The following is a 19,740-nucleotide window of genomic DNA, read 5'->3' on the forward strand; positions in this document are numbered from 1 at the left end:
CCGGCGCACTTCACGTCCGAGGACATCGGGCCACAATCAAGCAGCTGCGCACAGCAAAGTACGTTCAGGGAGTATAACGAACTGGCTAACCTTTGGTGAAGTCGCTTAAGAAATTGTCAATTTCGTCGATCGGCTGCGGTCCGGGATCGGAAGGTAACTTGGCGCCCCTGGCAAGCGCACGCCGTTTGAGTTCGGAAGCTTGTTCTCGCAGGAACGCAAGATACCGTTCCCGAACCTCTTGCATTTCAATATCGCCGGCAATCCATTGTTCGATCCATACGAGGAAACGCGGATCCTCCTCCGTCGGCAATCCCGCGCGACGGAGACGATCAAAGGCTTTTTGCGCGGCAAGGCGTCGTTGTTCGCTCTTCATAACCTTTGCTAATATCCAATTCGGCAAAAGAAAACGTGGCCGACATCTCCGGCGAACCGTAAGCGAAAATCCGCCTACGCCGCACACATTCTGATTTGCATCCGTTGCACCCCTTCCGTGAAGACCTCGTCTGTTGGTCGAAAAGAGCTGGGATCATTGCTAATTCAATTCGATCGCCGCCAAAATGAAAACCAGGTATCCCACTTTGGGCAGATCACCAAAACGGCCGCCGGTGTCGTCCGTTCAGTATCGGAACTTGATCGAACTCGGGTCTGCTACCGTCCGATTCAGAACACGATCAGGCTTTTTGGATCACGCTTTCGCTGCGGGTATTCCGCAGACTTCCAGAGCTACCGCAGGTCGCATCGCCGCGTGTCTTCTAAGCAAAACGCGTCGCGCGTCCGTGAAGACGTCTCATAACATGACCTCTGGATTTGGCGCTTATGCGCCGCCAAAACGGCGAAGCATGGAATTGAGCCTATCGTTCTCCTCACGGAACTTCACGAGCATGAGCCGTTTCAGATGGCGATTTTCAGCTTCAAGATCAGCCAGCTCTTTCTCCGAGCCGTCCTGATGATGCGGCAGCGTAAACTTAACTCTGTGAAAACAAGATCTGGGAGTGAGGCTTTGGTTCGTTCGGCGCGAAGGCGGGCGATTTGGCGCCATGCTTGGATGGCAGTTGCTCGCAATTCTCGATGGTGGTGGATGGAATATCGTGGCGGGTGGGAACGAGCGTCTGACGGCTTAGGAAATAGCCCGCGTTAGGGAACTGAAATTCGGCATGTGCAGCGACGCCTTCGCTTTGGCGAGGAGTCCCCTTCCGGCGCGCAAAGCGAAGGTCCGCGCAACGGCTGGATTTGCAAGCTATGGAGAGAAATCATGTCGGAAAATCCGCATATGACGCGGATATTTGAACATGAATTACCAGGGAAAACAAAGCATGTTGCAATCTCTGCACAGAAAGCGGGTAATTGGACATGATTTACGATAAACGGGCCGTGCTTCCGCCTATACATCAAACTTGCTCTCCCAGGGGAGGGTGGTTTTTGATGGCCGAGAGGCGATCGAAGCGCTGGGCATCAATCGTGGCGCGTTCCTGGACTCAGCCGAGCGTTTGCAGCGTCGAAAACTACTCCTCAACCCGCGCCACGACTTCTATATCGTGGTCCCTCCACAATTCATGTCATTGGGCGCTCCGCCACCAACCTGGTACATTGACGCGCTGATGCGCCATGAGGGGAATTCCTATTACGTCGGTCTGCTTAAGGCTGCCGAACTGCACGGTGCCACGCATCAGGCCGTGATGGAGTTTCAAGTCGTGGCGGCCAAACGGCTCCCCAAGATCAAGGCCGGTCGCAACCGCTTCGTCTTCTACTACCGAAAGGATATGGAGACCGTCGCCGCGGGCGTTGTTGACAAGAAAACCGAGACGGGTTCGATGAGAGTGTCGTCACCAGCTCTCACAGCGCTCGACATTCTGCGGTATTCTCGTGGCGCCGGCGGTCTTGATAACATCTTCACTGTCCTCAGGGATATCGCGCCGCAGATTGATTTCGAAAGCCTGACCAACCTGTCGCGCGTCACCGAACGGCCGGTCGTGCAGCGCCTCGGCTACCTTCTCGACAGGCTGGGTCACGGCCCACGCCTGGCGTCGATGCGTACCGCCTTGGAAGACCGCGGCAACCTGCCCTGGACGGAGCTGGACCGCAAAGAAGCCGGCGATCCCGACTTTTCTACTGAAGTGCTCGAGCGCGACCCGCGTTGGCGGGTCATCGTCCGCCGCTATCCGGAGGCCGATGAATGATACCAGCTCAGAATTTTGTCGCGTGGGGCAATGTCGCGCCTTGGGCCGATCAACGTCAGATCGAACAGGATCTGATTATCAGCCGGGCGGTGGTCGCGATATTCACCGACCCCTTCTTGCGCGAAGCCTTGAGGTTTCGCGGCGGCACAGCCCTCAACAAACTGCACTTCCCGGCTCCGCTGCGCTACTCGGAAGACATTGATCTCATGCGCACAGAGGTCGGGCCGATCGGTCCGGTCCTGGACGCCTTGCGTGTCGTTCTCGAGCCGTGGCTTGGACACGGTCAGTACGAGTCAAGTCCGGTCGCACCGAAGTTGAAATTCCGGATTGAGGCCGAGGACGGCGGCGGCGTCCCCATCCGCCTCAAGGTCGAAACCAACATCAGCGAGATCGAAGCGTATGATCCGCCGATCGACTTGCCGTTTGGCGTGGCCAATCCATGGTTCACCGGGAATGCGTCCGTCCCGACATTCTCCCGTGAGGAAATGTTGGCCACCAAGTTGCGCGCGCTGCTGCAGCGGGAGAAGGGTCGCGATCTCTATGACCTGGCGCATGGCCTGGAGACGTTTGAGGGCCTGAATGTGGAGAAAGTGGCTGATTATTTTGGCCGCTACGTCGCACTTTCGGGCCAGATCATCACGCGGGCACAGGCTGAGCAACGGATGTTCGCGAAGCTTGCCCGGCCGCGCTTTCTGACCGACATGCAGCCATTGCTTCCGACACAGCAGGCCGAAGCGCTGACCGACCAAACGACCCTCCAGTAATTTACTAGCGTTTTTGCGGCATTCATCGAACGCTTGCCCGGTGACACGTGGTTACGCACCGCTGAAATGCGCAAGCGCTTCGCGTGGTGTAGAGATATGAATTGGAACGATGACGGCGAGGGTGGCGCGGGATGAGCGACGGAACGAGAGAAGAGGAGCCGCCGACGCACTATTCTCGCCACTATCAAGCGACAATCTGCCACGGCTTGGGATCCGGGTTACACTTAGGCTATCGTCGTGGTCGCCGCGCTCAACGAATCCACAAGGGCAATCGCCCGACCGACACTCTTCCGCATGACAGACGCCTCTGTCGCATGCAGTGGCTGTCGATTTTTTATTCCGAGCAGTTCAGCAAGTTTACCGAAATACCGAAGCGCTATTGAGAAGGAACTGGAAAGTCTAATACTTTGTCCGTGTAGCTTTCGACCAAGGCGCTAAACGGCGTGCCGTCTCGAAGTTTCAGTACGGCACGATGTTCGAGCAGGAACGGCGGCAGGCTAAGGGAACTTGTTTCATGAGCTGTTAAGCCGTCCATGTCCCAGCCTTCGGATAGAGGGGACCAGAGCAACGTGGCAGACAGGTTTGTGCGAGTGAAATTAAGAGCCTGAACGGCTCTCCCAAACGCGATATCGCTGGTCTTCAAAGCCTGATTCATCTCTGCAGTTAATTTTGCGGGTACATACCAATTGTCGGCTTCCGATAAGACGCGTTCGCCGCAGACCAGGCGGACGCGGCGATAAGCGATCAGCTCACCGGGTCCGACGGTCAGAAGTTCACGGATGTGCTCATCGGCCGGCTTGTCTTGCCCGCCCACACGCTGAGCTACGATCTTAGAACCTTCCGGTGCGAGCTTGTGCGCGGCGCACCAGCGATCAAGGGTCAATGTAGCACTGGCGTTACTCAGGAGATTGGCATGCAAGGTCTGAAGGACCGCAAGCGCTTCCACTCGAGATGTCGGCGAGTTCAGCCACTGAGACCCTATAGACGGATCTTGCGCAATTGCGATCTGGGTGCCCAGCACAATGGCAGTCGCTGCAAGTGCGGCGATGCGAATGCGTTTCGAAGAACAAAATGACACGGAGAACGAATCCTTTCTGCAGTAAATTTGACTTCTGCGCGTCAAATTCTTGATTTTGGCAGGCGCGCGTGCGTTTGTCAGCGTATTTGATGCCAGCAGCAAGATTTGAACTGCGCCTTGCGATACCGTTTAACGGTCGGGTTCCCGATAGACTTTCTTACCAACTTCCGATGTGCTGCCGTGCTGGTTCACACCTGTTGAAGCCCGTGTGCCCGAGCCGTCCTTTGCTTGCGTCGCATCAAGGTCGTCCATAATATCCTCCATCCGCTCGCCGACCTGTTGTTGGAGTTTGCAACCGTTGGCAACTGAGCCGGCGCTTCCATCCTGGAATATGGATACCCGATAGACGTGGATTTCAAATGAGGAACATGGCGGCCGTTCCGAATCCTCCTCATCAAATATCGTAACTCTCGCTTAACGGTTTAGCGCCTTTGTCGCCCTCGTTGCGGAATGTTCATATAGCTGGATCGGATAAAATAGCTCGCAACCGACAGCAAAATCGAGGAGCAATTGTTGGAAAAAGGGTTTCTTCGACAACGCAGAGCTCTCCTTCCGGGCGAGTGACAATGGTAGACCAGGCAGCGACACGGCGTCGATGGCTGCCAACCGCAGATGCGGGTAGCCAAGACGCTTCTCTGATTTCTTTTGGTGACCCATGTCGTCGTGCTCCTTGTGCAAGCCTCCCGACGATGGCGTCGCCGGCAAGATTTCAGCATTCATAGGAAAATAGCTTGCCTGTTACACTATCGTAACTCCTCATAACAGGACGCTTGATGAAAAAGACAAACAACGCAACAGGTGTGGCGGGTATATTTTAAAGTATATCGTCTCAAGATTGGCCAGTGGTACGCTAACTTGCGGGAAGCCGTGAGTTATAAATATATTATTGTATATATTTCTATGTATATCACACTCCATGTCTTTGGCGGTCGCATGAAATGGCAGCTCTCTAACGGCTATGGCAAACGCTCGCTGATCGAACGGCAATCGGGCGATAAAAGTCCATCATCGGGCGGCGATTAGGGGCAGTCGCGGCCTGGTCGGGAGACCGAAGGCGTATCGGCTGCCGTTCTCAATCGCATGCTTGACTATGCACGCCCGAAATCCCTCCGCCGCAAGGCACCGCGGCATGATCAGCCGTTTCAATGATCCCCCATCTGTTCAACTCCAGATCCGTGCACCAACGCCCGGGACGGCTTGAATCCGGTCGTCGCCGATCGCCTTCGTAGAGTTTGCTGTCTCAATGCATCACTTCTTTTCGGAGCTTAATGCGGCCGGGGAGAGGAACGCGCGGAATTCAACCGTCATTCAGGAAGTCCGAGGCTGACGCTGAAAGAGTCGTCGTGGCAGGTGCACGGCCATCAGCTTTGGGTCGAGAATTCGGACCACGATCAATTTTACGCCTTGTGTATTTGTACAATCTATCGCCAGTGATTGGACGTGGTCATGAAATAAAACTGCATCGACAAATGCAGATGACATGTCAATGCCAACGACATATCCAGAGAGGTCTGCGCCGGAGCCAAGAGCTCTGCGAGAGTGTAGACTTGCCGCCTCGACCGGCCCAATTCAGCGACTGCCCGCTCCATTGCGGCAGCGCCGCTCTTGTTAATCTCTCCTGCCATCGCATTCGATATTCCTGAAAATCTCGCGGGACTGATGGGGTTCTCTCATTCACGGCGACGATTCTTTCAAGAATGAGAGACTTCACACACAACGATGAATGGACCTCAAAACGAAATAGATAGAAGCTTCCCAAACTTCGTCGCGTTGACTCGCGATCACGCGAAACTGACGGAGAGATTGGACAATATGGCATGTGTCGGTTTTGCATCATTTTGGGGTCTTCGAAGAAAGACCCTCGACATGGGCGTTGTTGGAGACTGGGCACTTAAATCATCAAATCAGGCACAAAAATTTGAGGTTCGCGCGAGTCAGCGTAGCGGCGAAAGAGGGGCTAATCGCGAGCATCGAGATTGTCTTGATATCTTATGGTGATGTTCGGCGTTTTTTTCTGGCAGCCCTGATAAATGTTTTCGGCCAGCGTGCTGGAAACCCGGCGTGAGGAGGGTGCAGCCGGGCACCGCTTTGTGGAGGAAGTAAAATGAAAAAGTTTATCCTGGGCACTGCGTTGGCGCTCGTCATGTCGACGGCCGCTCACGCGGAAACTGTCGGCGTCTCGATGGCGAAATTCGACGACAATTTCCTGACGGTTCTGCGCAACGGCATGACCGATTATGCAAAGACACTGAGCGGTGTGACGCTGCAGGTCGAAGACGCACAGAACGACGTTTCCAAGCAGCAGAGCCAGATCCAGAATTTCATCGCCTCCAAGGTCGATGCAATCATCGTCAACCCTGTCGATACCGATGCGACTACGGCAATGTCGAAGCTCGCTGCCGATGCCGGCATCCCGCTGGTTTACGTCAACCGCCAGCCGGTCAACGTCGACACGCTGCCGGACAAGCAGGCCTTCGTCGCATCCAACGAGCAGGAATCCGGCACGCTGGAAACCAAGGAAGTCTGCCGCATTCTCGGCGGCAAGGGCAAGGCCGTCGTCATCATGGGCGAGCTTTCCAACCAGGCTGCGCGCATGCGCACCCAAGACATCCACGACGTCATCAAGACGGATGAATGCAAGGGCCTGGAGATCGTCGAAGAGCAGACGGCCAACTGGGACCGCACCCAGGGCGCCGACCTGATGACCAACTGGCTCTCGAGCGGCATCGAATTCGACGCCGTGATCGCCAACAACGACGAAATGGCGATCGGCGCCATTCAGGCGCTGAAGGCGGCCGGCAAGGATATGACCAAGGTCGTCGTCGGCGGCGTCGACGCCACGCAGGATGCACTTGCCGCCATGCAGGCGGGCGATCTCGACGTCACGGTGTTTCAGGATGCCGCCGGCCAGGGCAAAGGCTCGCTCGATGCGGCGCTCAAGCTCGCCAAGGGCGAAAAGATCGAGAAGAAGGTCTACATTCCCTTCCAGCTCGTCACGCCTGCCAACGTCAAGGACTTCGTCACCAAGAACTGAGGCGAACGCTAAGAGGATGCGGGCTTTGTCCGCATCCTGTTCTCGGGCGCTCGAATTTCCACAAATCCTCAAAGATGAAGGACCCTTGAGCTCAGGCTGCTTGAGGATGGCGCTGTGAGCCTGGGTGACACCGACAGTCTCATCTATCATCCAGCCAGCATATCCCGGGCGCGCCAGTCGATCAGGAAAGACGCACACTTGGTCGAAGGCGTCGGGGAAGACCTCCTCCGTCTCTCTGTCGGCCTTGAGGATGTTGGCGATCTGATCGGCGATCTGCGTCAGGCCCTTCAGGTCCTATGACGGAACTATAGCATCGCCATTCAAATATCTCAGCGAACAAAACGAACGCGCCTGCAATATCTCCAGCGCCGGCACAAGGTCAGTATCGTTGGTGACGAGCACCACCTGGTCGACGTCGCCGCTTAGGCGTCGTCGTAGAGGTCAAGCGCCAGATTCACATCCGACGGCTTTTCCTCGAGCTTCCAGACCTGGATCTTGTAGCAGTCGCGCGGCCAGCGCCTCGGATCGTCTGCGGGAACGATATGCTGGTTGGCCTTGGAGAGCGAATAATGGCCCATCACGAAAGAGAGCCGACCGCCGCGATGCGTCGTCAAGGCATAGTGATCTGGGCCTGCGACGATACGGAATCCTCACCCTTCGCCGCACTTTCGATGATCTTTGTGGTGAGATATTTGATCGCGCAGTCCGGATGGAGCGTCATCGTTGCAGGCGTGGCGTCCGGCGTTGGCCGGTAAAGGATCGACGGCAGAATTTGTGTTCGAACAAGGTGAGAACGTCCCATTTAAAGGCGGTCTTGCGCAAGCAACCATAGTAGAGATCGTAGCCGCCGATATAGACGCGTGTTCGAACGCTGGCACTCCTTGCAAAAACCGGCTTGCGCCGGCTTTTTCCCCCAACCGCCCGGAGCGCATGTCTCTCAGGATGCTGGGTTAGTTGTTAGCTCTCAATTGGGTGGCCCTCTCGTCAACTTGCTAGCGGACGCCAATGGCGATCGCAGGGAAGGGACGCAAGGGTCGTCCACTCCTTCACCACCTAGGACCTGTACTCCATCGCACAAACTGCTAGAAAGAGCGCCCGCGGAAATTGGAGAAATCGTCCGCTACCGGAGGCGGACGGTAGCGGTGGAACTAGAAACCCGTTTGTTTTCCGGCCGCCAGAAGGAACCTCAAAGAAATGAATTTGGCCTCGAAGATTGCGAAATCCCCTGTTTTCCCATCCATTGGTGCACTGCTTGCAGAGGCTCGTCAGGCTCGCGGCTATTCTTTGGACGACCTCGCAGAAACCACTGGTCTGACTGTGGCCGAGGTGACAGCTCTTGAGAGCGACGAGGATTTTGACGCGTCAAGGATCCGAAGGACCGCAGCCGCTCTAGGTGTTTTAGACAAGATTAGAAGCACGCGTCGCGCTGAAGTCGTTACGCAACTGCGATAAGGGGTGCCTGCAGTAGCTCGCCGGGGTACGGCCGCTCTTAATGGGAAACCCTTGAACGCTCCTATAGCTTATAGGCCATCCAAGCTTCAGACTCAGCCGGGTTGGACGCTTCCGCCTACTCGGGTGGCGCGAATAAATTGGCTAGCGCCTGAAGTCATTCGTCCCACTCTGGCTCTGAAGAGACGCGTGCGCGCCAGCTTGCCGACCGCAATTGTGGAAATCAGCCACGCGATCATCGCAGCACGGTGATCAATGAGCGATCTAACCGAAATTATTTTTCCACCAATCGCAACACTGGCGGCGCGCCATATGTGCTGAACGTCTTGAGGTCGACTTGAACCATCGGGCCACGCCGCGTGTGCATGGTGAGGGTGCTGATATCGACGTCAATGCCGGATTTGTGTACGTCGCGGATTGCGTCATTCATTTGTTGAAGCGCTGTACGGAGTCTTTCCTCAGCATGCTTTTGTCTCGTGAAGTAAGGTGTCATGGTTGACCTGATTGTTTGCTGCTTGTGTCGCTTATGCGTTTATTCGGGATAGCGCTACATATAGATAGGCATTTCGGGCATACCATCGAGCATGCTCCTCTTTAGTCTAGGAATGGTGGCCGGTCGCCAAGTAACTGCTATGGCATTCCGGCCTTTTTGACTTTCGGATTATTCCGTCCAAAGGGCGGGAGGCGGGACGAAAATATGCCTCCCGATCGTTGGGAGAGCTCCGTTATCGCTCCAGCACCAGCGCATCCCATTCGGCATTGACAGTTCTTCGCTCTCGACATGGCCTTAAGCTTGTTGCGCCACATAGAACGCATGCCGAAGTTTTTATTCGTCCAGTTGGCGCCATTTCAGATTCCACGATTGAAAGAAATATTGGCATCATGTCGTTATGATAAGTGCAGTAAAGCTGGGTCTGGACGGGCGCACCATAGAACTGGTTGACGCTGCCCCCATTCTCTTCAAGGCGCTTCGATCCGATCACCTGGATGCGGAGGGGCGAGCGGTCATCGACGCGGTCGAGGCGGCTGATGTGCTGGTTGCGGATCGCCGGTCTACCGGGCGTCGTATACAGGCGCCCTCAAGCATCTTTTCGATCTTGTCGACCACCGCGCACTTACCGGAAAGCGCGTCATTCTCGCTGCCACAGGCGGCACACCGTTGCACGGTTTGATGACTGAACATCAGGCGCGCCCGCTGTTCGGTTTCTTCAACGCCCTGACGCTGCCGACGTCGATCTACGCCACCGAAACCGATTTTGCGGATTATGAGATCACCAGCAGTGGTTCGCGAGCGCATGAGTGGGCCGTTTCAGAACTACATTCGGTGAATGACGTCCTGTTGCATCTCAAGGTTCAGCGTCTCGATGATGAGGCGTTGGGGTGAGCGTTGCCAAGGGGCTAGTCCGGTGACGCGGGAGTCGGTATTTGCAAACGTAAGCAGCATTGGCTAAAACTCGCCGAGACATCATCGCAGATACAAGGCTTCTCATAGTGAAAAAAGTGCAGCGCAGCTTTGCCATCGAGTACAAATCAGGTGGGCGAAAACTCAATTCCAAGCCGAACTCCATCTGGGGAAACATGGATCTAAAATCCGTTGCTCAAGATCTGGAGGACGAGGCAATGCCGTTTATGTCATCAACTCCTCAGGCAATAAGCAGCGAGATGCTTGTATCTGGAGAAGAACAGGCCCGGCCGTTATTGACAGTGCCGATTGAGCACGAGACAAATGCATCGGCTTTACAGGAGACCACAATGGCCGACGAAAACGCTACGATGATCAATGCTGACACGCCGGCCGCCACGGCGCCCGATGTGCCGAAAAAAATCCGCAAACCTCGCGCCAAGAAGGTGGTGCCTGAAACCGCCTCAGCCGCCGTTTCTCTGGAACCGGCTGCGGCTTCGAATGCTACCCCCGGCAAGCAGAAGAGAGGACGCAAAGCAAAGTCTGACGAAGGTGCGACAAGCGCCAGACGTGCGCCTGTCAATCGTGCTCCGAGGGCGGTGCAGGCAGCGGCTGCATCGGCGGTGGCTGCAGTTGATGAGATCGCGGATCTTCTGCAACTCGAAGAGGAAAACCAGAGACTGCGAAAGCTGCTGGCGGAAAAGCTCCGCGCTGAAAATGCCGATCTGCGAAAGCGCCTCAACCTCGGTTGATCGGCAGCAGACGGTCAAGCGCTGGCCGCATTCTCATGCTTATTGAAGTGGATTTTGGCGGCGGTTCGTTCTGCCTCCAGCGTTTCGCTCGCTGTTTGCATGCGCAGTAGAATCCGAGGTCGACTACAATGGCGTCTCCATGGAAACTTCTTGCCCGGCTGGTGTCCCCGAAACGGAAGCAGAGGCAAGAATACGGCTCGACCGATGAAGTGAAGCCTGACGTCATGGCCATCGCTCAGCCGATTGAACCAGCAGCCAAAAACGAGCTTGGCGCCACAGACCGTCCAGCGGACGAAAGGCCACTCCTTGACAGTCGTTCCACGGCGGCGTCAGTCGACCCGGATCATGCCGACAAAGCGGGCAGCACTGTTGACGATCACGCAGATATCGAAGCCGCAAAGTCGGCGGAAGCGGCTGATCCGGCTTTGCCCGATGTGGCCAATACAGCCGCGCGTGCCGCACCGAAGATCTTTCGAGTTGGCGGGGGTCAAACGCTAAAGCGCAGCATGCGGCGCACGAAAGTGGAAGAGATCGCGGTTGTTCTTGCACCGTCTCGAGGCGCCGCCGCTTCTGACGATGCAATCAATCTCGATGAAGAAATCCGGCTTCTCCGGGATCAGCTGGCGCGCAAGCTTCAGATACAGAATACACAATTAAAGAGGATGCTGCAGCGGTTTGAGCGCTGAAGCGTCCAGTCACGGACAGCCCGCTCCGGTTCCGTCACAGCCTCGGGGGCGGTCGCACGCGCGCCTGAAATCAGCCGGGATGCCAATCGGCTGCTGTGTTACAGGAGGATTGAACAATGTCAGGCTCTCCATTGACGCGAGTAACGGTTGCGTGTGTATCTCCGTTCGCCGTTGGCACCCTGCCGAAAGCTGTGAACAGATCGCGGTTCCTCAGCAACTCGGAGGGAACCTGATCTGGAATGGAATAGCTTCGCGCTGTGTCTTCTCCGCCTGCAACCCCTCACTGCCCGCTAGGCGCTTTCAAAACGCGAGCGAACGGGTGCCAAAACACAAGCTGTTTAGGTTCTTCAGTCGGATGACGTGATATGGCTCTGACAGTTCTTGGGGCAGACGCGGGCGCATGCGCCGCAGCCGATACAACGGCCCGGATGATCGACAATCATCAGCAATCGCTCCACCTCATCGTCTGCGCCATCCCCGGCGTCTACAATATCGCCGGAGTCGGTGATGCCGCCAAGGTGCATGACGTCACGCGAGCAGACTTTGAAACAGCGGCCGCAGCCAATGCAGCTTGCGTTTATCCGGCTCAAATATTCGGGTAACCACCTAGACCCGTCGCGGCTTACGAATGAAACCACCATCGTGTTCTCCGATGCAGTGAGTTCTGCTCCGGCAACGCCGGATATGGCGTTGCTCTTGAGAGTCGTTTCGGAAACGTTGGGATCGACGGTGCGACACGGATGCTTTTCCTGTAAACAGGTCTCATTGAGCGTTGCCATGGTACCTCCTTCAGCCGTTTGAGCTTTTTCTGAACTGATGCTCCAGCGACAAGAGCTGTCGTCCTTGCGTGAGAAGAATTCTCAATCGTCGTGCCAAGTCGCCCAAAAATGGCTGCGAAGTCCAACACGCTGCTATTTCATCTACTTAGACGCCAAAAAATAAGAGACTAAAAAAGAAACCAAGTGGCTGACGCCGCGGGATGTCGTGACAATTTTGTATACTGTGTCTTATGGATGTCGTTGCGTACACAATCTGCCTCGTTGAGGGCGGAACAAAAAACACGTCCAAGACGACCACCAGCCACTTGAGTGGCCTCCTTATATTGGTCGGCCCTCACGGAGGGGCCAATATTCCCTTATGGCCAACTCAGCGGGAATAGGCCCGACCCGGAAATAGGTACGAAGGAACAGCCGAATGACAGTCAAAAACCCATTCACATGGACGAACGACGATTTTCCCGATCTGGGCGCGTCCAATGTAGCAGCTTCGATTGAGTTCCGATCTTTTACAGGAGCTTTCCGTTTAAGCGACCGAAAGCCTTGTGGCGACTAACGATGTGCGAAGCTTCATGGCCGGCTTTTCAATCAGCGCCCATGATAGAGCGGCTAATGCCACGGTCCCGACCGGCTCGACGATCCAAAGCCACCAGTGGCCGACCCATCCGATGCCGATCAGCGTGTGCATGACGAGCATATGGTAGAGGTAGATCCCGTAAGACAGATCCTGCCCGCGCAAAAGGTTAGGGCGCGGAATTGAGTACGCTGCTGACAGGACTAGACCGGCAAGAATAGCGATTCGGAATGCATCGACAGGCGCCGCATTGTTGATAGAGATGAATGCAGCGGACGTCCCTGCTACCCACCACGTGATTGCGAGATGAGTTGCCAGCCACCACAAGAGCTTCCCCTCAAAGATCCTGCTTACGCGATGCCAGTAAAGCCGAGCAAGGACTCCCATCGAAAAAATCCAGAAAGTCGGGCCCACTGTCACCGATAGGAACGGATTGTACCTATCAGTTATGTTGAAGTGCTGCGCCATGACCCAAGACCCGAGAGCGGCGACGGCAACGACTAGCGCCCCTGCTCGTTTCCACTGCCGCCAAAATTCCAGCAGCGTTGGCAGGGTGAGGTAGAATGTCAGTTCCACCGTCAGCGTCCACAGCACCCCACTTGGGTCCGAGACGCCGTAAAAGCCGCTCATCGTGTAGGGCTCGTAGGTGAAGTAGACGGCCCAGATTCGTGCAGCGGTCAGGATGTATACCGTGAAGTAAGACAGATACTGCAAGGTGCCAGTGACATTTAATCCCCCAGTTACCAGCAGGGCAAATTCCATCAGGGCGATGTTGACGAACAGTGCAGGAAAGATCCGGAGCGACCGCTTAACAAAAAAAGAGGCCGCAGAAGATGAGCGAATATAAGAATCTGTTACTAGAAAGCCGCTTATTACAAAGAAGATCGCAACACCCGGTGTCGAAAACAACAGATTGAAGGCCGCTGTGCCGTTCAAAGGATCGCCCAGGTGAAGCCAATTCCACGCGTGGCTGAACATCACTTGGCAGGCGGCAAAGAGCCTTAACAGGTCAAAGTTGTTCCGGTGGCCGGATGAGTGTTCATTGGATGGTCCCATGATGTCATTAGCCGGCAGATGCCGCGCAACCTTTCGGCGTTGTATTGAGAACAGAGCTCAGGTGTGGCGGTGGACGGCTTAATCGTCTGCAGCCAAGACGGTGTAATTGCCGCTTCTGGAGGACCAGATGGCCTGTCGTCGAGGGAGAGAGCCGTTTGCGCCGTGGTGACTGATTTCGCCCCAATGCCGCCTGCGGATAAAAACCCGAGCGGCATTGGCATCCCCCGTCAGATCGTTTGCCCTCGTTGGTCAACAACATCAATGGGTAGTACCTATAGCTTGGATCAACTATGAGACGTCTTTGGCCGATCTTTTGGATCAAACTGAACAATCGTGATCCAATTGGCAGTGAGTGCGGGCCGGTTCTCGTTTTCGATCTCGACAGTCACCTCGTAGGTCGTCACCAGCATGCTTGAGCCCCGAAAACGGCAGTCAGACAATACGAAGCGGCCGCGTACGCGGCTGCCAGTCTTAACGGGCGACATGAAGCGCACGTTGTCGAAGCCGTAGTTGAGGCCCATTGACTGCTCGCGAATTTTTGGCATTCCGCTGAAATTCATCACCGACAACAGTGAGAGTGTCAGGAAACCATGAGCGATCGTTCCGCCGAACGGGCTTTCCGCCGCAGCGCGTTCGGGGTTCACATGAATGAACTGATGGTCATGCGTTGCATCCGCGAAGAGATCGACTGTTGATTGATCGATCATGATCCACTCGGATCTTCCAACTTCCTGGCCAACTCGCCCAGACACATCCGCGAGCGAAATTTCATTCATACGACCTCACTTATTCTAAATTTCAATGGAAAGGTTTCGGTATTTGCCCGAAATCGTGCTAGCTCCAGGAGCTACGCAATTATTCGACAGTGACCGATTTTGCGAGATTGCGCGGCTGGTCGACATCGGTTCCTTTGGTGACCGCCACGTAGTAGGCAAGCAGCTGTAGAGGTAGAGAAAAGATGATGGGGGCGATTATTTCCTCGACATCCGGCAGCACGAGTGTGTGAATGGTATCGAGCTTCGAACGCGCAGCTCCGCTCTCATCGGTGAGAAAAATGACGCGGCCGCCGCGTGCGGCGACCTCCTGCATGTTGGAGACGGTCTTGTCGAAGAATCGATCATGTGGCGCGATAATGATGACGGGCATGTTCTTATCGACAAGCGCGATCGGGCCGTGCTTCAGTTCGCCGGCGGCATAGCCTTCAGCGTGGATATAAGAAATTTCCTTGAGCTTTAGCGCGCCTTCCATCGCCAAAGGGAAACTGGTGCCGCGGCCAAGAAAGAGCGCGTGAGTGTATCCCGAAAGTTCCTTCGACAGGAGTTCGATCTTTGGCCGAACGTTCCGCAGCACCCGCCTCATGATGCGCGGCATTTCAATCAAGCTCATGACCAGTTGCCGCTCCTCGTCCTCGGTGATAGTACCGCGCGCCTTGCCTGCACTGATCGCCAGAGCAGCAAGAACTGCGAGCTGGCAAGTGAACGCCTTGGTCGAGGCGACCCCGATTTCAGGACCTGCAAGGATCGGGAAGATGACATCGGCTTCTCGGGCAATGGTCGACTCGCTTATATTGACGACGGCGCCGACCTTCAGCCCGTGTGCCTTGCAATATCGCATTGATGCTAGCGTGTCGGCGGTTTCACCGGACTGCGAGATGAAAAGCGCCGCCGCATGTGGCGACAGGGGGATATCGCGATAGCGGAACTCTGAAGCGACATCGATTTCCACTGAAAGGCGTGCGTAGCGTTCGAACCAGTACTTGCCGATCAGGCCTGCCAAATAGGCAGTGCCGCATGCGGAGATCACAAGGCTACTCACGTTTGCGAAATCCACTTCCGTTGATACTTGGACCGCCCGGTGGCTGGCAATATCGATGTAGCGGGCAAGAGCTCCGGCTATGACCTCGGGCTGTTCGTAGATCTCCTTCTCCATGAAGTGGTCATAGTCACCCTTGCTCACTCGGTCGGCTGAAGCCATCGAGGTGTGTCGAGCGCGTGTGACGACCTTGCCCTCACTGTCGAAGATCCTGAAGTCTGTTTTCTCGATCACGGCCCAGTCGCCGTCGACCAGGTAGGTAACTTCGTTGGTCAAGGGAGCAAGCGTGATAGGGTCGGAGCCTAGAAACATTTCCCCGTCGCCATGACCAATCACCAGCGGAGGTCCATTGCGCGCCGCCATGATAGTGGATGGGTCATCTTGGAAAATTATTGCAAGGCTGAAGGCCCCCTTCAGACGCTTCAGCATCGCATGCATAGCCTCTTGGCTACTCATACCCTCGCGACAGGATTTTGCGAGGAGATGCGCGACGACCTCGCTATCGGTGCTCGTCTCGAAATCCGCACCAGTCGCCTCCAGTTCGGCCTTCAGCTCCGCGAAGTTTTCGATGATACCATTGTGAACAACAGCAATACCGTCGACAATATGGGGGTGAGCGTTTCGTTCTGTCGGCGCCCCATGAGTAGCCCAGCGGGTGTGGCCGATGCCAATGATCCCGTCTAGGGGCTGTTGCTTCAGCCTCATTTCGAGATTGACGAGCTTGCCCTGCGCACGGCAGCGCTCCAAATTGCCCTCAGAGATCGTGGCAACGCCAGCGGAGTCATATCCGCGGTACTCCAGACGCTTTAGCGCGTCGAGCAGTCGCTGCGACACCGGGTGCCGCCCGACGATGCCCACAATCCCACACATTGATTTGTCTCCGTTCGGTGTGCCAAAGGACGCAGTTACGATGCTTCCATCGTGACCCATTTGAGGACCTTCTAATCTCATTCTCAGAGATATTTAAAATCGATTGTTGTGATCGCTGTCATCCAAACCATGGATGCGATGCCCGTAAGGCCGTTAGGCAATTTGTATTCGCGGGAATATCACGAGTCCTCACACCAACCCTTCATTGGTGGTGAGACCTGCGTCTTCTCAGCCGACCAGCTTTCACCGGTCCGGCGAGACGTGCAACGGCCACACCCTGTGCATTTGTCGGGACACTTTTAGGTTGCCGCGTTGACGTTAATACCAGAAATCTACCGAACCCCAGCCGCGCATCGACTTGGTGGCAAATGTGAGCCCGACTGTGGGGTTGACATGCAGAGCCTGGGAAATGGCGTCCTCAGGCTTGCGTCAGCGCTTCAACCGAGCCGGATTTCCCATGGCCTTTTCCCCTGCGGGTATATCGCGGGTGACTACGCTTCCGGCGCCGATGACGGCGTTGTCGCCGATCGTCACCCCTGGGAGGATAATTGCTCCACCACCAATCCAGACGTCTTTACCAATCCGGACAGGCCGACCGAGCTGCAGACCAGCCTGCCGCTGCTCGGGATCATGCGGATGGTCGGCGGTGTAAATCTGCACAGCGGGTCCGATTGCTGTCCCAGCACCGATCGTCACTTCTGCTACGTCAAGGATTACGCAGTTGAAATTGATGTAAACGTAGGCACCAAGCCTGATGTTGAAGCCGTAGTCGCAATGAAATGACGGACGGATGACGGCTCCAGTTCCGACCTCTCCTAGTCGCTCCAGAAGAAGTGCGTTCCAATGCTCGGCCGTACTTCCCAGAGTATCATTGTATCTCTTCAGCCAAGCTCCTGTGGCCAACAGGTCCGTCTGAATCTCCTCGTCCGCCGGGTTGTACATGTCGCCCGCCAGCATCTTTTCTTTTTGAGTGCGTGTCATTGTCTGTTCTCAGTTCGCGTTCATCGATGAAGTTGTTAGTCCTCTGACGCCCGGCTTGAACGAGTTTCAGATAGCTCCTCTTCTCGACGCTCTACATCGCATGGCGCAGAAGAGAAGTCCCGGCGGGAAAACGCTCGACTACGCAGCGTTTGCGTGGTCCAGAGGCTCGTTCGACAGCAGTGGATTGAAAGTGGCAGTGACTAGCCCGGCCGGCAAGCGGAATCGATAGCAAGTGGAGTTGAAGAGCCGCTCCGAGTGCCAAACCCGGAGCGGGCGCTCTTTCCAGCCGGTTGCTTCAATGATCATAACTACGGAACGCAACCATATTTTCCTCACCCCGCCTTGCGAGCAATCCTCAGCGAGCGGTTGTGGGCTAACCGTTGGTGCGAATTGACCCACATTAGTAACGGCACCCCAGTTAGCTTCTCTCCAGCGGCACCACCCTCGCGGTTGCACCTGGAACCATTCCGGCCACACCGTCCGCCTCTTCACACTTGTCTGAATGCCAGGACGGCGTTGGTGCCTCCCATGGCGAACGCATTGCTCATCGCCACACGCACCTTGCGCTCACGAGGGACATTGGGCGTGACGTCGAGATCGCACTGGGGGTCAGGCTCACGATAGTTGGCGGTGGGCGGTATGACACCTTCTTGGATCGCCATGACGCAGGCAATCATTTCAAGTGCGCTGGCGGCACCCAGGCAATGGGCGTGCATGGACTTGGTGGAGGAGACGGACATCTTAAAAGCGTGGTCTCCGAAGACGCGCTTGATCGCGGCCGTCTCCATCTCGTCATTCGCAACGGTGCCGGTCCCGTGCGCGTTGAGGTAGTCTACATCGTCCGGGTTCAGCTCGGCATCAGCGAGGCAGCTGCGCATTGCGGCCTCGGGTCCCTCGATGGACGGCATGACGATGTCGTAGGCATCGCCGGAGAGTCCTATTCCGGCAACCTCGGCAAGCATAGTCGCACCGCGGGCAGCGGCGTGCTCGTAGCTTTCCAGGACAGCCATTCCGGCACCCTCGCCAAGGACAACACCTTTTCTGTCGGCGGAGAACGGGCGACAGGTATCAGGGGCAAGCACGCGCAGTGCTTCCCATGATTTCAGGACTCCCCAAGTGAGCGGCGCATCGCTTCCCCCGGCAAGCATGACGTCTGCACGGCCCAGCCTGATCTGATCTACCGCGGAAGCGATGGCATGATTCCCCGCCGCGCAGGCGGAGGTGACGCCGAAGACGGGGCCGCGCAGGCCGAGATAAATGCTGACCTGACCGGCAGCCGCGCTTGGCATTCCCTTCGGTGCTGTGAAAATGCGCGCGCGGGTCACTCCGTCTAGAAGGATACTGCGGTAGGTTTCTTCAATCGTTCCCCAGCCAGGCCCGCCGACGCCCATCGCGGCGCCGTAGCGGTGGGCATTCTGTTCATTGGAGGAAAGCCCGGCCTGTCGCATGGCTTCGGTTGCAGCAATCACTGCGAGCAGGCTGAAGCGGTCCATAGAGACAAGCTGTTTGCGCGGGATGTCGTGTGTTGGAATCGCCTTGATCTCGGCACCGACCGTGCCTTCCATATCATAAAGATCAGTCGTGATGATCGGGCTGATTGCAGAGCGGCCGTCGCGCATTTCCTTCCAAATTGATGAAGCGTTCGTTCCTAATCCGCATATTCCGCCTATCCCCGTGATTACGACGCGCCTGTCCATCACGCCTCCTTCGCGATCAAACCGCGAACGGCTTCGACGACATCGCCGATATTTTTCAGATTAGACCAAGCATCGGCCGTGTTCATCTCGATCCTGATACCGTAGGCCTGCTCCAGGTCCCAGAGCACATCGGCCAAAGCCAGTGAATCGATGCCAAGGGAGGTCAATTCGCTATCAGCGGTGATTTCTCCGATTGCTACAGGAATCCTCCCGCCATTTTCTGATTGGGCGAGATTTTTGATTGCAGCAATAATTTCTACTGTGAGCTGATCGGCCATCGTGTTCCTTTCCATCATTCCAGCGAGTCCTGAACGCGGCGCACAGCCGGGCAGAGCAAGGCTTGAGCGCGTTCGATGCTCCTGCGGGAGGGGTTGGCCCCCGTCTGGTCTGTGCTATGGAGCATGCTGAAGGATCGGTAAAATTGATTGATTGGATCGGAAGCATCCGCAGTATGGATAATGCAATGAGCCACGCGCATCATTCGCTTCCGCCGTTGTTCATGTGGCGCTCAGATGAAGCGCGAGATCCAGGACGAGGAGAGGTTGGCGTGGGGTCGCGACTTTCAACATAGCACAAACGCTGATGGAGCCGAGCATGGCTGCCGGCCAAAATGGACCGATGGCAGCTCTCGC

18 protein-coding genes and 2 pseudogenes are annotated in these 19,740 nt (G+C 56.0%); 9 read left to right on the forward strand and 11 right to left on the reverse strand.

Annotated features, from left to right (window positions below):
• Positions 1–85: 85 nt before the first annotated feature.
• Positions 86–373 (reverse strand): hypothetical protein, encoded by a 288-nt coding sequence (locus tag AC244Q_RS26860; RefSeq protein ID WP_012755306.1) that lies wholly within the window; start codon positions 371–373, stop codon positions 86–88.
• Positions 374–1,412: 1,039 nt separating this feature from the next.
• On the opposite strand from AC244Q_RS26860, the gene AC244Q_RS26865 reads away from it, so the two are divergent.
• A complete protein-coding gene (locus AC244Q_RS26865; RefSeq protein WP_245460451.1) occupies positions 1,413–2,177 on the forward strand; it encodes a type IV toxin-antitoxin system AbiEi family antitoxin domain-containing protein in 765 nt (254 codons plus the stop codon).
• Positions 2,174–2,941 (forward strand): nucleotidyl transferase AbiEii/AbiGii toxin family protein, encoded by a 768-nt coding sequence (locus tag AC244Q_RS26870; protein ID WP_245460452.1) that lies wholly within the window; start codon positions 2,174–2,176, stop codon positions 2,939–2,941. Before AC244Q_RS26865 ends, AC244Q_RS26870 begins: the two co-directional genes overlap by 4 nt.
• Positions 2,942–3,317: 376 nt before the next feature.
• On the opposite strand, the gene AC244Q_RS26875 is transcribed toward AC244Q_RS26870, so the two are convergent.
• A complete protein-coding gene (locus tag AC244Q_RS26875) occupies positions 3,318–4,019 on the reverse strand; it encodes a hypothetical protein (RefSeq protein ID WP_128406348.1) in 702 nt (233 codons plus the stop codon).
• A 414-nt stretch (positions 4,020–4,433) separates the two neighbouring features.
• Positions 4,434–4,739: a hypothetical protein gene (locus AC244Q_RS26880; RefSeq protein ID WP_128406334.1), complete on the reverse strand. Its 306-nt coding sequence runs from the start codon at positions 4,737–4,739 to the stop codon at positions 4,434–4,436.
• Between the two features lie 207 nt (positions 4,740–4,946).
• Between AC244Q_RS26880 and AC244Q_RS26885 the strand changes: the two are divergent.
• From AC244Q_RS26885 to AC244Q_RS26895, 3 genes and pseudogenes are all read left to right on the forward strand, one after another.
• Positions 4,947–5,168: pseudogene (locus AC244Q_RS26885) on the forward strand (IS5/IS1182 family transposase); the annotation flags it as partial.
• Positions 5,169–6,123: 955 nt separating this feature from the next.
• Positions 6,124–7,053 carry a sugar ABC transporter substrate-binding protein gene (locus AC244Q_RS26890; RefSeq protein WP_128406335.1) on the forward strand — a complete coding sequence of 310 codons (930 nt, stop codon included), beginning with the start codon at positions 6,124–6,126 and terminating at the stop codon, positions 7,051–7,053.
• A gap of 114 nt (positions 7,054–7,167) precedes the next feature.
• Positions 7,168–7,353: a PLP-dependent transferase gene (locus AC244Q_RS26895; protein ID WP_432431718.1), complete on the forward strand. Its 186-nt coding sequence runs from the start codon at positions 7,168–7,170 to the stop codon at positions 7,351–7,353.
• A gap of 122 nt (positions 7,354–7,475) precedes the next feature.
• On the opposite strand, the gene AC244Q_RS26900 is transcribed toward AC244Q_RS26895, so the two are convergent.
• On the reverse strand, positions 7,476–7,667 hold the full coding sequence (locus tag AC244Q_RS26900) for a hypothetical protein (RefSeq protein ID WP_080518582.1): 192 nt from the start codon (positions 7,665–7,667) through the stop codon (positions 7,476–7,478).
• A gap of 580 nt (positions 7,668–8,247) precedes the next feature.
• Here AC244Q_RS26900 and AC244Q_RS26905 point away from each other — a divergent pair.
• The 4 genes and pseudogenes from AC244Q_RS26905 to AC244Q_RS26920 all read left to right on the forward strand — a co-directional run bounded on the left by AC244Q_RS26905 (position 8,248) and on the right by AC244Q_RS26920 (position 11,342).
• Complete coding sequence (locus AC244Q_RS26905) at positions 8,248–8,505, forward strand: helix-turn-helix domain-containing protein (RefSeq protein WP_012755312.1); 258 nt, start codon at positions 8,248–8,250, stop codon at positions 8,503–8,505.
• A 914-nt stretch (positions 8,506–9,419) separates the two neighbouring features.
• Positions 9,420–9,886: pseudogene (locus tag AC244Q_RS26910) on the forward strand (NAD(P)H-dependent oxidoreductase); the annotation flags it as partial.
• Between the two features lie 107 nt (positions 9,887–9,993).
• Positions 9,994–10,656, forward strand: a complete 663-nt coding sequence (locus AC244Q_RS26915; protein ID WP_128406349.1) for a transcriptional regulator — start codon at positions 9,994–9,996, stop codon at positions 10,654–10,656.
• A gap of 128 nt (positions 10,657–10,784) precedes the next feature.
• Positions 10,785–11,342 carry a hypothetical protein gene (locus AC244Q_RS26920; protein WP_012755315.1) on the forward strand — a complete coding sequence of 186 codons (558 nt, stop codon included), beginning with the start codon at positions 10,785–10,787 and terminating at the stop codon, positions 11,340–11,342.
• A gap of 347 nt (positions 11,343–11,689) precedes the next feature.
• Here the strand turns inward: AC244Q_RS26920 and fdxB are convergent, their stop codons facing one another.
• The 7 genes from fdxB to AC244Q_RS26955 all read right to left on the reverse strand — a co-directional run bounded on the left by fdxB (position 11,690) and on the right by AC244Q_RS26955 (position 19,386).
• Positions 11,690–11,983: a ferredoxin III, nif-specific gene (fdxB, locus tag AC244Q_RS26925; RefSeq protein WP_012755316.1), complete on the reverse strand. Its 294-nt coding sequence runs from the start codon at positions 11,981–11,983 to the stop codon at positions 11,690–11,692.
• Positions 11,984–12,644: 661 nt separating this feature from the next.
• Positions 12,645–13,748: a nodulation protein NodX gene (gene nodX / locus AC244Q_RS26930; protein WP_128406337.1), complete on the reverse strand. Its 1,104-nt coding sequence runs from the start codon at positions 13,746–13,748 to the stop codon at positions 12,645–12,647.
• Between the two features lie 284 nt (positions 13,749–14,032).
• Positions 14,033–14,524 (reverse strand): MaoC family dehydratase, encoded by a 492-nt coding sequence (locus AC244Q_RS26935; protein ID WP_012755321.1) that lies wholly within the window; start codon positions 14,522–14,524, stop codon positions 14,033–14,035.
• 79 nt (positions 14,525–14,603) lie between these two features.
• Positions 14,604–16,430 carry a glutamine--fructose-6-phosphate transaminase (isomerizing) gene (gene glmS / locus AC244Q_RS26940; RefSeq protein WP_128406338.1) on the reverse strand — a complete coding sequence of 609 codons (1,827 nt, stop codon included), beginning with the start codon at positions 16,428–16,430 and terminating at the stop codon, positions 14,604–14,606.
• A gap of 429 nt (positions 16,431–16,859) precedes the next feature.
• Positions 16,860–17,411, reverse strand: coding sequence for a sugar O-acetyltransferase (locus AC244Q_RS26945; RefSeq protein ID WP_012755323.1), 552 nt, complete (start codon positions 17,409–17,411; stop codon positions 16,860–16,862).
• Between the two features lie 488 nt (positions 17,412–17,899).
• Positions 17,900–19,108 carry a beta-ketoacyl-[acyl-carrier-protein] synthase family protein gene (locus AC244Q_RS26950; protein WP_012755325.1) on the reverse strand — a complete coding sequence of 403 codons (1,209 nt, stop codon included), beginning with the start codon at positions 19,106–19,108 and terminating at the stop codon, positions 17,900–17,902.
• Positions 19,108–19,386, reverse strand: a complete 279-nt coding sequence (locus AC244Q_RS26955) for a phosphopantetheine-binding protein (protein WP_012755326.1) — start codon at positions 19,384–19,386, stop codon at positions 19,108–19,110. The genes AC244Q_RS26950 and AC244Q_RS26955 overlap by 1 nt, the downstream gene beginning before the upstream one ends.
• Between the last annotated feature and the right edge of the window lie 354 nt (positions 19,387–19,740).

It is taken from the genome of Rhizobium sp. CB2179, from assembly GCF_057653455.1.